Source organism: Marivita geojedonensis (assembly GCF_002115805.1).
In the GTDB taxonomy this organism is placed as follows: Bacteria; Pseudomonadota; Alphaproteobacteria; order Rhodobacterales; family Rhodobacteraceae; genus Marivita; species Marivita geojedonensis.
Map to the genome: position 1 here is coordinate 275,478 of NZ_JFKC01000003.1, position 17,271 is coordinate 292,748.

17 protein-coding genes are annotated in these 17,271 nt (G+C 61.4%); 6 read left to right on the forward strand and 11 right to left on the reverse strand.

Going from position 1 to position 17,271, the window contains the following annotated elements:
* Positions 1-4: 4 nt before the first annotated feature.
* Positions 5-1,807, reverse strand: coding sequence for a glycosyltransferase (locus tag MGEO_RS06385; protein ID WP_085635870.1), 1,803 nt, complete (start codon positions 1,805-1,807; stop codon positions 5-7).
* 67 nt (positions 1,808-1,874) lie between these two features.
* Complete coding sequence (gene mnmA, locus MGEO_RS06390; RefSeq protein ID WP_085635871.1) at positions 1,875-3,014, reverse strand: tRNA 2-thiouridine(34) synthase MnmA; 1,140 nt, start codon at positions 3,012-3,014, stop codon at positions 1,875-1,877.
* Between the two features lie 145 nt (positions 3,015-3,159).
* Between mnmA and sciP the strand changes: the two genes are divergently transcribed.
* The 5 genes from sciP to MGEO_RS21840 all read left to right on the forward strand — a co-directional run bounded on the left by sciP (position 3,160) and on the right by MGEO_RS21840 (position 8,840).
* Positions 3,160-3,432, forward strand: a complete 273-nt coding sequence (sciP, locus tag MGEO_RS06395; RefSeq protein ID WP_085635872.1) for a CtrA inhibitor SciP — start codon at positions 3,160-3,162, stop codon at positions 3,430-3,432.
* Between the two features lie 115 nt (positions 3,433-3,547).
* On the forward strand, positions 3,548-4,258 hold the full coding sequence (ctrA, locus tag MGEO_RS06400; protein WP_085635873.1) for a response regulator transcription factor CtrA: 711 nt from the start codon (positions 3,548-3,550) through the stop codon (positions 4,256-4,258).
* A 150-nt stretch (positions 4,259-4,408) separates the two neighbouring features.
* Complete coding sequence (gene ligA / locus MGEO_RS06405; RefSeq protein WP_085635874.1) at positions 4,409-6,532, forward strand: NAD-dependent DNA ligase LigA; 2,124 nt, start codon at positions 4,409-4,411, stop codon at positions 6,530-6,532.
* Entirely contained in the window at positions 6,529-8,619 is a 2,091-nt protein-coding gene (gene recG / locus MGEO_RS06410) for an ATP-dependent DNA helicase RecG (RefSeq protein WP_085635875.1), read from the forward strand. The genes ligA and recG overlap by 4 nt, the downstream gene beginning before the upstream one ends.
* A gap of 86 nt (positions 8,620-8,705) precedes the next feature.
* The gene (locus tag MGEO_RS21840) at positions 8,706-8,840 is read left to right on the forward strand and encodes a hypothetical protein (RefSeq protein ID WP_269845878.1); all 135 of its coding nucleotides are present in this window, start codon (positions 8,706-8,708) and stop codon (positions 8,838-8,840) included.
* A 186-nt stretch (positions 8,841-9,026) separates the two neighbouring features.
* Here the strand turns inward: MGEO_RS21840 and MGEO_RS06415 are convergent, their stop codons facing one another.
* Positions 9,027-9,479 carry an iron-sulfur cluster assembly scaffold protein gene (locus MGEO_RS06415; protein WP_085635876.1) on the reverse strand — a complete coding sequence of 151 codons (453 nt, stop codon included), beginning with the start codon at positions 9,477-9,479 and terminating at the stop codon, positions 9,027-9,029.
* Positions 9,480-9,547: 68 nt separating this feature from the next.
* Here MGEO_RS06415 and hisI point away from each other — a divergent pair, with 68 nt between their 5' ends.
* Positions 9,548-9,910, forward strand: a complete 363-nt coding sequence (gene hisI, locus MGEO_RS06420; RefSeq protein ID WP_085635877.1) for a phosphoribosyl-AMP cyclohydrolase — start codon at positions 9,548-9,550, stop codon at positions 9,908-9,910.
* 51 nt (positions 9,911-9,961) lie between these two features.
* On the opposite strand, the gene gluQRS is transcribed toward hisI, so the two are convergent.
* From gluQRS to MGEO_RS06460, 8 genes are read right to left on the reverse strand one after another with little or no spacing between them, the layout of a single operon-like run.
* Positions 9,962-10,816, reverse strand: a complete 855-nt coding sequence (gene gluQRS / locus MGEO_RS06425; RefSeq protein ID WP_085635878.1) for a tRNA glutamyl-Q(34) synthetase GluQRS — start codon at positions 10,814-10,816, stop codon at positions 9,962-9,964.
* Positions 10,813-11,427: a class I SAM-dependent DNA methyltransferase gene (locus MGEO_RS06430; RefSeq protein ID WP_085635879.1), complete on the reverse strand. Its 615-nt coding sequence runs from the start codon at positions 11,425-11,427 to the stop codon at positions 10,813-10,815. The genes gluQRS and MGEO_RS06430 overlap by 4 nt, the downstream gene beginning before the upstream one ends.
* A gap of 13 nt (positions 11,428-11,440) precedes the next feature.
* Complete coding sequence (trmFO, locus tag MGEO_RS06435; RefSeq protein WP_085635880.1) at positions 11,441-12,811, reverse strand: methylenetetrahydrofolate--tRNA-(uracil(54)-C(5))-methyltransferase (FADH(2)-oxidizing) TrmFO; 1,371 nt, start codon at positions 12,809-12,811, stop codon at positions 11,441-11,443.
* A 37-nt stretch (positions 12,812-12,848) separates the two neighbouring features.
* Positions 12,849-13,466 carry a TetR/AcrR family transcriptional regulator gene (locus MGEO_RS06440; RefSeq protein ID WP_085635881.1) on the reverse strand — a complete coding sequence of 206 codons (618 nt, stop codon included), beginning with the start codon at positions 13,464-13,466 and terminating at the stop codon, positions 12,849-12,851.
* Positions 13,459-14,328 carry a polyphosphate kinase 2 gene (ppk2, locus tag MGEO_RS06445; RefSeq protein WP_085635882.1) on the reverse strand — a complete coding sequence of 290 codons (870 nt, stop codon included), beginning with the start codon at positions 14,326-14,328 and terminating at the stop codon, positions 13,459-13,461. The genes MGEO_RS06440 and ppk2 overlap by 8 nt, the downstream gene beginning before the upstream one ends.
* Before the next feature lie 52 nt (positions 14,329-14,380).
* Complete coding sequence (locus tag MGEO_RS06450; protein WP_233139705.1) at positions 14,381-15,313, reverse strand: alpha/beta fold hydrolase; 933 nt, start codon at positions 15,311-15,313, stop codon at positions 14,381-14,383.
* Positions 15,314-15,343: 30 nt separating this feature from the next.
* A complete protein-coding gene (locus tag MGEO_RS06455; protein ID WP_085635884.1) occupies positions 15,344-16,288 on the reverse strand; it encodes a homoserine O-succinyltransferase in 945 nt (314 codons plus the stop codon).
* Positions 16,289-16,291: 3 nt separating this feature from the next.
* Positions 16,292-17,158, reverse strand: a complete 867-nt coding sequence (locus MGEO_RS06460) for an ATPase (RefSeq protein ID WP_085635885.1) — start codon at positions 17,156-17,158, stop codon at positions 16,292-16,294.
* Positions 17,159-17,271: the final 113 nt, after the last annotated feature.

Genomic DNA, 17,271 nt, shown 5'->3' on the forward strand with positions numbered 1-17,271 from the left:
GCGGTCAGCCTGAGTTCTGCGCGGTCTCGGACAGGTCAAGGAACTCTGGGTAACGGCGCAGGAATTGCGCGTGCGCGTCGGGAAAGCCGTGCGCGAAGTCCCTTAAATGTCCACGACACGCATCCTGCTGTCCCAGCCTGCGGCTGAGCCAGATGCAGCGCACCAGAGGACGTTGATCGTCCGGTGCTTTGTGGTGTTTTTCAAGGAAACCATCATACATCCCGCCCAGATCACGGCTCAGGTGGCAGAGATGGATGTAGAGGTCGAGCAAGCGCTCCCGGTGTCGGCCGGGCGCACGTTCAAGCGCCGCAAGGGCCTCGGCCTTCAGGTCAGGCGCGCCGATATCGAAAGAAAAGCGACTGGCGTTCAGATCGTCGATCAGCCTGTAATACCGCGTCTTGTAGGCGTCGAACGAATAGCTTTCGACCGACGCCGGGCAGGCCGCGGTATATTGCTCGTGATTGGCGTGAACACGCAGGATCGCCTGTGCAATCGCGTCGATATCTCCGGGTGTCACCAGCTCGCCATTCCGGCCCGGCGTGATCAGTTCCCGCGGTCCGTAATCCACGTCGTAGCTGATTACGGGGCAACCGGCGTTCAGCGCTTCAAGAAGGGCAAGACCGAACCCTTCGGTCATGGTCGGCGCGAGTGACAGAAGCGACCGGGCAAAAACACCGGGCGCATCCGAGGTATGGCCCATCAGCTTGACCCGGTCGCCGCAATCATGGTGGTCAATCAATTGCTGCAACCGCGCCTGACCGATGCCGGAGCCGTAGATCAGGTAGTTGGTGCCGGGGATCAGATGCATGACCCTCACAAAGGCCTCGATACACTGGTGGATCGGTTTGCCGGTCAGATCCAGCCGCGACACCGTGCAGATGTGATGGCGGGGGCCTTTGGTGGCGGGGGCAGCATCGACCACATGCGGGATCACGTAGATCGGCGCCGAAGGCGAGGTGTCCCGTTCGAGTTGCCGCTTGTGGACATGGGTGGCCGTGATGATCGCTTCCCCGTCGAAAGCCTGGATCAGGCCGCGCGACCGCGGCACGACCTTGCCCGCCGCATCGCGATGGTCCGCGTGCAGGAACAGGACTTTGCGGGCCGTGATCGGCCGGGACAGATGCGCCGATGTCACTCCGTCGATGAAGACGATGCAATCCTGTGGGAAATACCGCAGCACCAGCGCCCGCTGATGTGCGACCTCATCGGTAAATGTCTGACCCATGCCGAAATCCTCGACATGCACGAAGGCGCGTGTCTCCCGCCGGATGACGCAGCGGGCCTCTCCTTCGACATAGGCGATTTTGTCCACCATTCCATCACCCGACCGGGTGCGGGCCTCGACCAGGGATTGATCCAGATATTTCAGGCGGATGTCTTTGTCGGGGTCGGTCAGGATCTGCCGGATTGTCAGGCGTCCGGCCGCGCTTGGCGCAATGCTGTCCCGCATGACAGGCACGCCGTCCCGAGTGTAGGTGATCCGGAGTTTGGCCCCCATGCTCGAGGTCTGTTCGTCCCATTCCGGCAGAGCGATATCTGGACCTTCTGAGGCAGGCTGGTCGGGGACGCAGATCTCATAGAGCGATCGATGGTCAATCCTAGGATCAAGAACACCCTGTGCCACCAGTTCGGCAAACGCGATCTTCTGATTGCAGTCATGCTGAAGGTTGAGCAGCGTCACCTGCGTATCAGGACGGTCCGCAAGCAGGCACATTCTGCGGAACACCGCGTTGATCTTACCTCCCCCAACGCTCGCGCCCAGACGGGGAACGATGCAGATGATGTGCGTTGAGGTGCGTTCGGGCATCAGAGAGGGCTTTGTGCTGCTCTCCCTTAAGGTGAATTAAGCGCGCCCGCGACGCAATGACTTTTGCTCAGCCGCGCCAGATCCAGCCGCCCCCAAGGATGCGGCTGCCTTCGGTTTCATAGAACACGCAGGCCTGACCCGGTGACACGCCTTCTTCAGGCGTCAGCAGTTCCACCTCTGCGGTGGTGTCCGTCAGGGGCCGGATGATCGCCTCGCGTGGGGGGCGGGTGGAGCGGACCTTGACCGAGACATGCCATTCTTTCTGGCTGGTGAAGGGCGCATCACCCAGCCAGTTGATTTCGCGCACCGGGATGGTGCGGGTGGACAGCATCTCTTTCGGACCGACGATCACCTGCTTGGCGTCCACGTCGAGTCTGACCACATAAAGCGGATCGCTCAGCCCGCCGATGCCCAAGCCCCGGCGCTGACCGATGGTGTAATGGATCACGCCGTGATGCGTGCCCAGCACCCGTCCGTCGGCATGCACGATCTCGCCGGGTTCCGCCGCACCGGGGCGCAGTTTCTCGATCACGCTGGCATAATTGCCGTTCGGCACGAAACAGATGTCCTGGCTGTCGGGCTTGTCCGCCACCTGCAAGCCATAGCGCGACGCTAATTCGCGGGTCGCGTCTTTGGAGGGCAGGTGGCCCAACGGAAAGCGCAGGTAATCAAGCTGTTCCGGCGTGGTCGAGAACAGGAAATAGCTCTGGTCGCGGTTCGCATCGGTCGCGCAATGTAGTTCGGGCCCGTGTTCCCCCATCTTGCGCTGGATGTAATGGCCGGTCGCCATGCAGTCGGCCTCAAGGTCTTTGGCCGTTTCCAGCAGATCCTTGAACTTCACCCGCTCATTGCAGCGGATGCACGGAACCGGCGTTGCGCCGGCAAGGTAGCTGTCGGCAAACTCGTCGATCACCGCATCCTTGAAGATGTTTTCGTAATCCAGAACGTAATGCGGAAAACCCATGTCTTCGGCCACGCGGCGCGCATCGTGGATGTCGATGCCGGCGCAGCACGCGCCTTTCTTGGCCAAAGCTGCGCCATGGTCATAAAGCTGAAGCGTCACGCCGACCACGTCATAGCCTTCCTCGGCCAGTTGCGCGGCCACAACCGAACTGTCCACGCCGCCCGACATCGCCACGACGACACGTGTCTCGGACGGGGGCTTGGCAAATCCAAGCGAATTGAGCTTTGGCGCATCGAGGGCCATTTCGGGTGTCTCCGGGTCGGTCGGGCTGATCGGGCGAAATATAGGTAAATCCGAGACACTCTCAACCCTTGGCTTCACCTCGCATTAAGGCTGGGACGCCCAAAGTGCCGGGCAACACGGAAATCTGGCTTGGAAGGGGCCGCACATGTATCTAAAGAAATCGCACGGCCCCCGCACCGTGACCCTCGCCAATGGGGCGGTCCTGTCGCGCGGGGATCTGCCGCCGCCCAACACATATCGCTGGGTGGCGTCACGCAAGGCCATCGTGGTTGATGCGGTGGTGCACCGTCTCATTACAAAGAAAGAAGCGCTTGAACGGTACGAGTTAAGCGAAGAGGAACTTGAGTCCTGGATCGCCGCGTCAACCCGTCATGGCCGCGAGGCGCTCAAAGCGACTGCAGTGCAACGGTTTCGATGACTGTTGGAATCAACACAATCTATGGTTGAGTTAATTGCGCGTACGCTGCTAACCTTGGGTTAACCTTTTTGAGACAGTCTCCCCACGCCGGAGACTGACATTGCGGAGAAAATTGATGCGTGTACTCTTGGTCGAGGATGACCCGACGACTTCAAAAAGCATCGAATTGATGTTGGGCAATGCCAACCTGAACGTCTATTCCACCGATCTCGGGGAAGAAGGCGTCGATCTGGCCAAGCTGTATGACTACGATCTGATCCTTCTTGATATCAATCTGCCTGACATGAACGGTTTTGACGTGCTGCGGCAGTTGCGCCTTGCGCGGATCGAAACGCCGATCCTGATCCTGTCGGGCAATGACGCCAGTGAAGACAAGATCAAGGGTTTCGGGTTTGGCGCGGACGACTACCTGACCAAACCGTTCCACCGCGAAGAACTGGTCGCGCGGATTCATGCGATTATCAGACGTTCGAAGGGTCACTCCCAGTCGATCATCCGAACCGGCAAGGTAGAGGTCAATCTCGACGCCAAGACCGTTCAGGTGGATGGCAACACGGTGCATCTGACCGGCAAGGAATACCAGATGCTCGAGCTGCTCAGCCTGCGCAAGGGGACCACGCTGACCAAGGAAATGTTCCTCAACCACCTTTACGGCGGGATGGACGAACCCGAACTCAAGATCATTGATGTGTTCATCTGCAAGCTGCGTAAGAAACTCGCGGAAGCCACCGGCGAGGGCAGCCATATCGAAACCGTCTGGGGGCGGGGCTATGTCCTGCGTGATCCGGAGGTTGAGGAAACAGGGCGTCTTGCCATCGGGGCCTGAGGCCCGTCTTGCGCCCCGGCGGTTGGCGGCGGCGCTGGCCTCCCGACCGACCTGACCGGCAGGAAGTCGGGTTTTGCATCGTTTCAAATCTGGACGCTCAGCACCCCCGGGCCTATCACTCTGTCCATCAAGGCAGCCAGCGGGGGGCACATGGCAGAGCAGGAGATCGCGGTCAAAGACCTGTCAGAGGCAGACGCCCGCGTTGAGTTGGAGCGGTTGGCGACGCTGTTGGCAGAAGCCAACACCGCCTATCACACCGAAGACGCGCCCGAGATGCCGGACGCGGAGTATGACCGCCTCAAGCGCCGCAATGCCGAGATCGAGGCCCGTTTTCCGGCGTTGAAACGCGCCGACAGCCCAAGCGAACAGGTCGGCGCTCCGGTTGCCGACGGCTTTGCCAAGGTCCGCCACGAAGTGCGGATGATGTCGCTCTCCAACGCCTTTGAAGACGATGACATCACCAGCTTTGACCAGAGCATCCGGCGCTATCTGGGGCTCTCGGACAGGGACCCGCTGGCTTATACGGCGGAACCCAAGATCGACGGGCTGTCGCTGTCTCTGCGCTACGAGAACGGCAAGCTGGTGCAGGCGGCCACACGAGGCGATGGTGCCACAGGCGAAAACGTCACCGCCAATGCCCGTACCATCGACGACATTCCCGAAACGCTCAGCGGTGCGCCCGAGGTGCTGGAAGTGCGCGGCGAGGTCTATATGAGCCACGCCGATTTCGCGGATCTCAATGAACGGCAGGCCGCGAAGGGCGCCAAGACATTCGCCAACCCGCGCAATGCCGCCGCAGGATCGCTGCGCCAGTTGGATGCGAATATCACCAAGGACCGGCCGCTGCGGTTCTTCGCCTATTCCTGGGGCGCGCTCAGCGCGCCTTTGGCCGACACGCAGATCGGCGCAATCCAACGCCTGCAGGAGCTTGGGTTCCAGACCAACCCGCTGACCGAACGCTGCGACGGCCCCGCCGACATGATCGCGCATTACAAATCCATCGAAGAACAGCGCGCGACGCTCGGCTATGACATCGACGGGGTGGTCTACAAGGTGGATGACCTCGGCTACCAATCCCGCCTTGGCTTCCGCTCCACCACGCCCCGCTGGGCCATCGCGCATAAATTTCCCGCCGAACTCGCCTGGACCCGGCTTGAGGCGATCGATATTCAGGTCGGCCGCACTGGCGCGCTCAGCCCCGTGGCGCGGCTGACCCCCGTCACCGTGGGCGGCGTTGTGGTGTCGAACGCCACGCTCCACAACGAGGATTACATCGCCGGGCGCGACGCCAATGGCGCGCCGATCCGGGGTGGCAAGGACATTCGCGTTGGCGACTGGGTGCAGGTCTACCGCGCCGGAGACGTGATCCCCAAAGTGGCCGATGTCGATCTCGACAAGCGGCCAGATGGCGCGCAACCCTATGAATTTCCGAAACTTTGCCCTGAATGTGGGTCCGAAGCGATCCGCGAGGAGGGCGACGCAGTTCGACGCTGCTCCGGTGGTCTGATCTGCCCGGCGCAGGCGGTGGAAAAGCTCAAGCACTTCGTGTCCCGCGCCGCCTTCGACATTGAAGGTCTGGGCGCAAAACAGGTCGAACAGTTCTACAATGACGGCTGGATCAAGGAACCCGCCGACATTTTCACGCTGAAAGACCGCTATGGCAGTGGCCTCCAGCAACTTAAGAACCGCGAGGGGTGGGGCGAGAAATCGGCTCAGAACCTCTTCGATGCCATCGACGAAAAGCGTACCATCCCACTGGGACGTCTCATTTTTTCCCTCGGAATTCGACATGTGGGCGAAGTGGTCGCCAACCTGCTCGCGCGATCCTATGGCACGTGGGATGCGTTTCAGTCGGCAATCGACGCAGCCCATGACCCTGAGGGCGAGGCCTGGGTCGGCCTGATCGGCATCGACGGCATCGGCACGGTGGTTGCCAACTCATTGGTGCACAGCTTTGCACAGGAGGCCGAACGCGCCTCGATTGACCGCTTGGTGGCGCATCTGACGGTACAAGAGGCCGAACGCCCCCGCACCGAAGGCAGCCCGGTTGCGGGCAAAACCGTTGTCTTCACCGGCACGCTCGAACGCATGACGCGGGCCGAGGCCAAGGCGCGGGCGGAATCTCTGGGGGCCAAGGTGTCTGGCTCCGTGTCCGCCAAAACCGACCTGCTCGTCGCCGGGCCGGGGGCCGGGTCGAAAGAAACCAAGGCGCGGGATCTGGGGGTCGAGATCATCGACGAAGACGGCTGGTTCAAACTGATCGAGGGCGCATGAGCGGGAGGCCGGAAATCCTGTTTCCGCTCTTTGGCGAACTGAGCGGGCTCAAGGGCGTCGGCCCGAAAACCGCAGACACGCTCGGCCAGATCGGCATCGAGGTGCCGCGCGACCTGCTTTATACGCTGCCGCATTCGGTGGTGGATCGTCGTCTGCGCGACACGGTGAACGGGGCGGATCTGCCAGCGACCCTGACGGTCGAGGTGCAGATCGGCCAACATCGCCCGCCGCGCAACAAGGGCGGCGCGTACCGGGTGCAGGTGGAGGATTCGAGGACCGCGTTCCAGATCGTCTTTTTCCACGCACGTGGTGATTACGTTGCGAAAATCCTGCCTTTCGGTGCGCGGCGGATCGTGTCGGGCAAGGTCGAGTTTTTTGACGGCATGGCGCAGATGGTGCATCCCGACCACGTGCTGATGCCGGATGAGGCGGACAGCCTTCTTCCGTTCGAGCCGGTCTATCCACTGACTGCCGGGGTCACGCAGAAAACGATGGTCAAGGCAGCAACTGACGCGCTGTCCCGTGCGCCGGACCTGCCGGAATGGATCGACCCGCGTCTGATGGAGCGTGAAGACTGGCCCAGCTGGCATGCTGCGATGGAGATGGCACATGCGCCGCAGGGCACGGGCGCGCTGTCGTTTGACAGCCCGGCGCGGCGGCGTTTGGCCTATGACGAGCTCCTGGCGCATCAGTTGACGCTGGCGTTGGCCCGTGCGCAGCGGCGGGCGAAGCCGGGGATCGTGACCGAAGGCAATGGCACGCTGCGGCACAAGGTGCTGACGGCGCTGCCCTATCGTCCGACCGGTGCTCAGATGAGTGCGATTGACGAAATCACCGATGACATGGCCAGCCCGCACCGGATGAACCGGCTGTTGCAGGGCGATGTCGGCGCGGGCAAGACGCTGGTGGCGTTCATGGCGCTGCTCACGGCGGTCGAGGCAGGCGGGCAGGGCGTGATGATGGCCCCGACCGAAATCCTTGCGCGTCAGCATCTTGAGGGGTTGCAGCCTTTGGCCGAGGATGCGGGCGTCGTGCTTGAACTGCTCACGGGGCGCGACAAGGGAGCGGAGCGCAAAGCCAAGCTGGCGGCGCTGGCGCGGGGCGACATTCAGATCCTCGTGGGCACCCATGCGGTGTTCCAGAAAGACGTGGAATTCGCCGATCTGCGGCTGGCGATCATCGACGAGCAGCACCGCTTTGGCGTGCGGCAGCGGCTGGAGCTGGGGCGCAAGGGAATGGCGGTCGATGTGCTGGTGATGACCGCAACGCCGATCCCGCGTTCCTTGGCGCTTGCTCAATATGGCGACATGGATGTGTCGATCCTCGATGAAAAACCGCCCGGACGCACGCCTGTGAAGACCGCGCTCCTCTCCAATGAACGCATGGACGAGGTGATCGAACATCTGCGCAAGGCGGTGGCCGAGGGGCGGCAGGCCTATTGGGTCTGCCCCCTCGTGGATGAAAGCGAGGTGTCCGATCTGACGGCAGCGGAAGAGCGGTTCAAACGCCTGCGCGCGATGCTGGGCGAAGGGGTGGTCGGGTTGGTGCATGGCCAGATGCCACCCGCTGAGAAAGACGCGGCGATGGCGCGGTTTGTTTCGGGACAGACCGGCGTGCTGGTGGCGACCACCGTTATCGAAGTGGGCGTCAACGTGCCCAACGCCTCGATCATGGTGATCGAACGGGCCGAAATCTTTGGCCTTGCCCAACTGCACCAGCTCAGGGGCCGCGTCGGACGCGGGGCGGCGGCCTCGACCTGCCTGCTGCTCTACCAGCCGCCGCTGTCAGAGACCGGAATGAAACGCCTCACCACGTTGCGCGAGACCGAGGACGGGTTCCGCATATCCGAGGTCGATCTGGAGATGCGCGGGGCGGGTGACGTTCTGGGCACAGCGCAATCGGGACTGCCGAGGTTCCGGATTGCCGATCTGGAACGGCAGGCGAGCCTGATGGCGATGGCGCAGGACGATGCGCGCAAGCTGCTCTTGGATGATCCGAGCCTGACATCGGAGCGTGGAAAAGCAGCGCGGGCGCTGCTGTATCTGATGAAACAGGATCAGGCGATTCAGCTTATTTCGGTGGGTTAACCGCTTTTGTTCCCAAATGTTCTCATAAAGTTCTTTACAGGCCGTAAAGAATATGAGAACAAAGGGGCAACAAGGAGGACTTAACCATGATGCAGCGGATCAAAATCTCGTTCCACGCCGCCAGGGCCCAGACCAACACGGCGCTTCTTCAGGATGCGCTTGGGGCCATGTCGCTGGTTGTGATGCTGGTTGCGGCGCTGCATCTGCCGGTGCTCGTCTGATCTGTTACCTTTTTTGCCTGCGTGTTTCTGCCTGACGGCTCCGCATCCTGTCCCAACTGATGCACCTGTCCCAGAAGGTTGCCTGCCTTCACCGTCCTGATGGCCCCCAACGAACGCGCGACTTTCCCGCCGCCTTCAGTTTCTGGAGTGCGGCGGTTTTTTTATCAGATGGTAAAATTTCTGAAATCAGGCGCTTTGCGTTTCCGCCAGTTGCGCCACGGCATCCGATGCCGCTTCGAGCGTCAGCAGGATCGAGGCATGGCGGTTCTTGAACGCCACCGCCGGGCGCAGCACTTCCAGCCCGTCGAATGGAGCGGAGGGGGTGGGGCCGTCTTCCTTGAGCATGGTGCGCAATTCGTCACGCGCCTGGACGATCTGTGCGGGCGTGGTGCCGATGATCGCGCCACCGACAACGGACGCGGCGGCCTGACCCAGCGCACAGGCTTTGACATCCTGACCGTAGGCCGCGACGGTGCCGTTCTCCAGCGTCAGATCCACCGTCACGGTCGACCCGCAGAGCGGCGAGCGTTTCTTGACTGTCGCTCCGGGTGCATCAAGCCGGGTGTGGTGCGGAATATCCGCAGCCAGTGCGAGGATTTTGCCAGAATACAGCTTGATCAGATCCGTGTCGCCCGACATGGCTTTTCCTTTCGACGTTCCCCCCATAGATAGGGGACCATCCGGCAGATGCAAAAAGGTTTTTCCCGATGCGCTTTGATCCTGCGACTTTGGTCTATAACGAGGCGGGCCTGATCCCGGCGATTGCACAGGACGCGTCAAGCGGTGAGGTGCTGATGATGGCGTGGATGAACGCCGAGGCCGTGGCCAAAACGCTTGAGACCGGGAAGGTGACCTATTGGTCGCGCTCGCGGCAGGCGTTCTGGGTCAAAGGCGAAAGCTCGGGCCATGTGCAGGAGCTGGTGGCGCTGCGCTTGGATTGCGACCGGGACTGCCTGCTGGTGACGGTGAACCAGACTGGTCCCTCCTGTCACACGAACCGGCGGTCGTGTTTCTACACCGAAGTCCAGGACGGTTCGGAAGTGGAGATCATGGCGCCGGTCGAGGCGTAAGAATGGGGGCGCTGCCCCCATACCCCCGGAGTTTATCTGGCAAGATGAAGATCAGCCGGTGGCCAGGCCCACCATCTCGCGGATGTCCTGCGGCGTTGCCCCTTCTGATCGGTAGAGTGCAATGGCGCGGGCGTCGTCGCGTTTGGCGAGGCGTTTGCCTGTCTCGTCGCGGATCAGGCGGTGGTGGTGATAGGTGGGGGTCGGCAGCCCCAGCAGCGTTTGCAGCAGAACGTGGATCGGTGTGGCGGTGGCAAGGTCTTCGCCGCGGATCACGTGGGTGATGCCCTGTGCCGCGTCATCGACCACGACACTCAGGTGATATGCGGCGGTTTTGTTGTCGCGACGGGCCAGAACGATGTCGCCGACCTCTTCCGTGAGATGTGCACGCGTTAACGTTAATGCGGGGTGAACGCCGGTCTCGGTGTATTGGGGCAGCGTATTGAGGTGGTCCACAGCTCGGGCCATGTGAAGGCGGACGGCATCCATGTCGGAGCGATCGGACCACGCGCGGTGGCGGCATGTGCCGGGGTAGATCAGCCCGTCGGGCCCGTGCATCGGTGCGCCTTCCTGCGGGGCGGAGGCGGCGCGGCGGATGTCGCCGCGCGTGCAGGAACACGGGTAAAGCAGTCCCATCTCTCCCAATCGCTCAAGCACAGTCTCATAAGCGGCGGTGTTGTCGGACTGGCGGAGCACCGGGGTTTCCCAGCTCAGGCCAATCCAGGCAAGATCGTCGTAGATCTGTGCCTCGAACGCGGGGGTGCAACGGGCGGTGTCGGTGTCTTCGATCCTGAGCAGGAAACGACCACCTGCCTGCTGCGCCATGTCAAAGGCGAGAAGCGCGGAATAGGCATGGCCCAGATGCAACTGTCCCGTTGGGCTGGGAGCGAAACGTGTTGTGAAGGTCACGTTTTTTCAAGCACGTAGACGGCGGAGTTGATGTTGCGGGCGGGCAGGTGCGGTCCGTAGTCCCGGTTGATCATCCGCAGGGTGCCGTCTGCCACCAGAGCTGTGACCCGGTTTTCAAAGGCGGGGTCTTCCAGCGTGTGATCGTTGAACGAAAAACACACCAAGCCACCCGGCACGAGAGCTGCGCAAAGCTGATCCAGAACGCTCAGGGGGGCCGCGCCGGAACCGATCACGCCGATCGCGGTGATGGCGGTATAGGTGCCGGCGTCGCCGGGAGGTGGATCGCCTGCGTCGATCACCGTCAGGCTGCGGTAGAGCGACTTGTCTTTTGCCTTCGCCAGCATGTCGGGTGACAGATCGACGCCATCGATGCAGGTGAAACCAGCCTGACGCAGCGCGATCCCGGACAAACCCGTGCCGCAGCCGAAATCGAGGATTGGAGCGTCTTTATCGGGCAGGGCGGCGGACAGCGCCTCGGCACAGCGTTTTGGCGTGGCATAGCCGTTTTCGGCGATCTCGGCCTCGTAGCTTTCGGACCACGCGTCATAGAGTGCTCGGGTCTCTTCCGCGCCCTTCACATCATAAACTTTGTCGAGGTAGGACTTGCTCATGGGCAGAGCATAGTCATTCCGCGGCAGAGGCGTCCAGCGTTTCGGATTGTGCGGCGAGCCAGTCGCTCCAGGCCACCTTTGCGCGGTCTGTATAGGCCTTGTAGCGGTCCTTGCGGCCGCGGCGTCCGCCTTTGAGTCCATCGACCGGACGGAAGAGGCCGAAATTGACGTTCATCGGCTGGAAAGTCTTGGCATCGGCCCCGCCGGTGATGTGGTGGATCAACGCGCCATGGGCGCTGTCCTGCGGCACTGTGGGGATCGGAGTGCCGGTGATCTCGGCGGCCGCCATGCGACCCGCGAGGAGGCCCATTGCGGCGGATTCGACATAGCCTTCAACACCCGTGACCTGTCCGGCAAAGCGGATATTGGGCCGGGAGCGCAGGCGCATCTGGTCATCAAGCAGCGTCGGGCTGTTGAGGAAGGTGTTGCGGTGGATGCCGCCAAGACGCGCGAAGCTTGCGTTCTCAAGTCCGGGAATCATCCTGAAAACAACGGTTTGCGCGCCGTACTTCATTTTGGTCTGGAAGCCGACGATGTTGTAGAGCGTCCCCAAGGCATTGTCGCGGCGCAGCTGGACCACGGCCCATGGTTTCACGTCGGGTTGGTGCGGGTTACTCAGGCCCACAGGCTTCATCGGGCCGTGGCGCAGGGTTTCACGGCCCCGCTCGGCCATCACCTCGATCGGCAGGCAGCCGTCGAAGTAGCCTGCGGTCTCGCCTTCGTGGAACTCGGTCTTATCGGCGGCCAGAAGCGCGTCGATGAAAGCTTCGTATTGGTCCTTGTCCATCGGGCAGTTGATATAGGCGCGCTGTTCTTCCTCGGTTTCGCCCTTGTCATAGCGCGACTGGAGCCACGCTTTGCTCATGTCGATGCTGTCGAAATAGATGATGGGGGCAATGGCGTCGAAGAAGGCCAGCCGGTCGGTGCCGGTCTCAGACTGGATCGCCTGACCCAAGGCCGCGCTCGTCAGTGGGCCGGTGGCGAAGATCCAATGGCCTTCGGAGGGAAGTTCTTTGATTTCTTCGTGGCTTACGCGGACATTTTCATGTGCTCGAAGACGTGCTGTGATTTCGGCGCTGAAGGCATCGCGGTCGACGGCCAAAGCACCCCCGGCGGGCAGACGGTGCTGATGCGCGGTACTGATGATCAGACCACCCGCTTCGCGCATTTCCCAGTGCAGCAGGCCCACGGCGTTCTGTTCGTGATCGTCCGACCGGAACGAGTTGGAGCACACCATCTCGCCCAGATCGCCGGTCTTGTGGGCGAAGGTTTCGACCTTGGGGCGCATTTCGTGGATCACGACGCGCACGCCCCGGTTTGCGGCCTGCCAGGCAGCTTCGGATCCGGCCATGCCGCCGCCAACGATGTGGAGTTCCTGTGTCATGAGGCGCGATGTAATCCGTCGCTGGGGGTTTGTCACGTCACTGATCGGGGGCAATCAGGCCCAATCCGCGCAGGTAGACGCCGATTGCGGATTCCAGCAGTTCCTCGGGGGGGAACGGCGAGGTCGTTCCGGGAGAGTTCCGCGCAAAGAGTTCGACCACGCCGTGGCTCAGCGCCCAGATATGGGCGGAGAACATGGAGGCGGGCGGGCGCTTTTCTGGGGGAATGTGCTGCGACAGATCTTCTGCGGCGCGTTCAAGCACTGACCGGGCGCGAGCCGAGACTGCAGCCAGTTCCGGCGTGCGGTTCACCGAGATGCCACTTTCAAACATTGCAATATAGTGACCGGGGTATTTTCGCGCAAAAGCTAAATATGCGCGGCCTGTCGCCTCGAAGGCAGCCAAGGCCGAGGGTTGGCCGCTGTCATAGGCGTATTGCATCACATCGGCGAAAATCTCGTAGCCCTGAAGCGCCGCTTCGGCGATCAGGTCTTCGCGGCCTTCGAAATGGCGGTAGACGGCGGCGGGGGTGACGCCCGCCTGTTTGGCGGCTTCCGAGAGGGTAAAGCCGGTCGGGCCCTTCTCGGTGATCAGCTCGAGAGCTGCATCAACGAGGGCCTGCCGCAGATTGCCGTGATGGTAGCCGCGTTTAGCCATCCCAGATGTCCGGCCCACCGCAGACTTTCGGATCGGTCTTGCCCAAGGCCTTCACGTCCTTGCGGGCATAGTCCAATTGGGTCAGCACGCTCCGGATGGCATTGATCCGCGCGCGGCGCTTGTCATCGGAGCGGATCACGGTCCAGGGGGCGTGATCGCTGTGGCTTTTTGCAAAGGTTTCGCGGATGGCATCGCTGTAGGCGTCCCAGCGCTTGAGGCCTTCCACGTCAATCCAGCTGAGTTTCCACTGCTTGAGCGGGTCACTTTCGCGCGACAGGAAACGACGGAGCTGTTCGCCACGGCCGACATTGAGCCAGATCTTGAAGAGCTTGATCCCGTCATCGACCAGCATCTTTTCGAAATCGGGCACCTGGGTGAAGAAATGCATTCTTTGTTCCGGTGTGCAGAACCCGAAGACATGTTCGACCACCGCGCGGTTGTACCAGCTGCGGTCAAAGAACGTGATTTCCCCCGCCGAGGGAAGATGGTCGACATAGCGCTGGAAGTACCATTGGGTCGCCTCGGTCTCGGTCGGCTTTGACAGGGCGACCACCCGCGCGCCACGGGGATTAAGATTTTCCCGGAAGCGTTTGATTGTTCCGCCTTTTCCGGCTGCGTCACGACCTTCGAAAACGATGGCGACCCGCGCTCCGCTTTCCTTGGCCCAGGTCTGCATCTTGACCAGTTCGATCTGAAGCGCGGCAAGGTCCTTTTCATACGCCTTGCGCGGCATACGGTCGGAATACGGGTAGTCGGGCGTGATGATGTCGCCTTTTTCCGCGCGCTTGATTGCATTGCGCACGTCATCCGGCGCGGTGTCGTTGAAAAAGGCGCTGATCGCACCGTCAAAAGGAAGGTCCATGCCGGGCCCTTTCTGTCATCTGCTCTGACAGGAATATGGGATGTTAATGCGATTAACGCAAACCCGCACGTTGCGCCGCGCGGTCAATTGCAGCAATGACCTCGGGTTCGGCGGCGTGCTGCGGCATGTGGCCGATCCCTTCCAGAATGGTCAGGTTGGCGCCCTCGATCTGTTGCGAGAGGGGGATTGAGTGAATGGTCAGCCCAACGGTGGTATCGGCATCGCCATGCACGATCTCGGTGGGCACGGTGATGGTGCCATAGCGGGTGTGCAGGGCTTTGATTTCATCCAGCAGATTGGCGCGCTGCATGGCGTTGGCGCGCATCGTGTCGCGGCGCAGCGTGAGCGGCGCACCGATGTATTCGGCATATCCCTCTGGCTCTTTCTGGGGCGCGAACACGTCTTCGATGGCGCGGTCAATCACCGGATTGGGCACGAAAGCCGTCAGCGCCGGTACGACGAGCGCGCTGCCAAGATCGCTGGAGGTGACCTTGTAGTAAAGGCTCAGATCGCTGGTCCATGGGTTCGAAGCGGCGGCGAGCAGGATCAGGGCCGAAACGCTGTCTGGGCGTTCAACAGCCCAGGCCAGCGCTACGGCGCCACCGTAGCTTTGACCCAGAACCATCGGATTTTGCAGGCCAAGTTGCTCTGACGCGTCTGCCAGTAGACGCGCCTGTTCGATCAGAGTGGTGCCATGCGGATTGACCCGTTCGGTGTATCCAAGCCCCGGCCGGTCGAATGCGGTGACGCGGTAGCGGTCCGCGAGTTTATCGACCAGCGAGAAGGTGAAATCACGCAGGTTGCCGCTCGCCCCGTGGATCAGGACGATATCGGGGCCGGACCCTTTGGTGACATAATGAACCCGCGTCCCATTGACCGTCAGGAAGTCGCCCTGCGGCGGGAATCGCTTTTCTGCCTGCGCTTCCCGATAGCCTGCCGTACAGGCCGTTGTCAGCACCAGGGCGGCTGCACATGCAAGCAGCACGCCGAACCCCTTTAACGCCAAACCGGTCTCCTAGCGGTTGCGCAGATCCGTGCTTGAGGCGCCGATCTGCTCCATGTCGAATGGAGTCGTTAGATAGATCTCTGACACCCAGTTGCCATAGAGAAGATGCGCATGGCTGCGCCAGCGGTTCTGTGGCGTGCGGCTTGGGTCGTTGTCCGGATAGTAGTTCGCCGGCACGTTGATCGGCGTGCCATTTGCGATATCGCGGTCGTACTCGTCCTTCAGCGTGCCACTGTCGTATTCGAAGTGGTTGAACACATAGAGCGCCCGGTGCGTTGGATCCTCGACAAGGCACGGACCGGTTTCGTCGCTGTCGATCAGGATCGGCAGGCCGGCTTTTTCCACGTCTTCGCGACGGATCTCGGTCCAGCGGCTGACCGGGATCACCATGTCGTCCGAGAAGCCCCGCAGATAGGGCGAGGCTGGCGCAAGGTTGCGGTGCCGGATGCATCCGAACGCTTTGTGCGGCAGCTCGATCTTGGGCACCCCATGGAAATGATGAATCATCGCCATACCGCCCCAGCAGACGCCGAAGGTGGAATGCACATGGGTCTGGGTCCAGTTCATTACTTGGGTTAATTCTTCCCAGTAAGTCACTTCTTCATATGGCAAATGTTCAATCGGCGCGCCGGTGATGATCAGCCCGTCGAACTTTTCTCCACTGTCTGCCACTTCCGCGAATGGGCGGTAGAAGCTTTCCATATGCTCGGCCGCAGTGTTGCGTGTCTGATGCTCGGACATGCGGATCAGGTTGAATTCAATCTGCAGGGGCGTGGCGCCGATCAGCCGGGCGAACTGGTTTTCCGTCTGGATCTTCTTGGGCATGAGGTTGAGCAACGCTATGCGCAACGGACGAATATCCTGCTGGCTGGCAAGCTCATCGGGGATGACCATCACGCCCTCGCGCTTGAGAACGTCATATGCGGGCAGGTTGTTGGGCAGTTTGATCGGCATGTCTTACTGTCTTTTCTGGTCCAGCGCGCTTGCGATCAACGCGTCGAAATTGTGTGGCGTGGCATCCGCCATCAGGTCATGCGCGTCGATGGTGACGCCCCAGCGGTCCGCCATCATCTGGTATCGCGGCTGACGATGTGCAAGAGCCTGAGCGTAGGTCCAACGGATAAACGCATTGGGATCAACTTCGTCTTCCTTGACGTTGTTTTCCCGCAGATATTCGGTCCAGACCCGATCAAGGAACTCGGGTTGGTACGCCATGGGTTTCGGCGCCTTGTCGAAACGCCGGATCAGCTCCTGGGTGTGGGCCTCGTCGCCCTTGATCCAGACCAGAAGCGCGTGTTTTGACAATTCCGCCAGGATCGGATCGTTCGGGTCTTCAGGATCGACCCATTCGCAGATCGAACCGCCGGTGTCACAGACAAAGTGCGGATAGCCATAGAGGTCGAGTGCGCGGTCGATGAAGTACCCGGTATCGAGCAGCGCAGCCATCTCGGCACGGCGGAACTGATCCTGCCGTTTGCGGTATTCGTCGATCGGCACACCACCGCGCGCGGGATTTCCCGGTTTTCCCAGATAGGCCGAGACCGGTGCGAGGTTGTGAAAGCTGAGATTGGTGCCGATGTAGATCGAATCCGACATCAGCAGCTCGCGCAGAAACGGCACCTTCATCGCCTCGCGCTTGGCATTGTCCGCGATGTATTCGCCCATGTAACGCGTGCCGATGCGGTAATCGATGGAATAGTGAAACCACTCGCCTGTGTCGCGCAGCAGGTTCGACATATGGGTCTTCCCCAGACCCGACATGGCAAACAGCACAACCCGTTTGTGCGGCGCGTTGAGCCAGTCCTGTCCTGAAGCGTAGATCATCGCGCTGTCCCGTTTCGCATATTCCGTCGTCTGGGATTAGCGATGCGGCACCGGGGCGTCAAACGGTTGTAAGTCAGCTGGGCGGACAGGTGTCACGAAAAACCCCGCCAGAC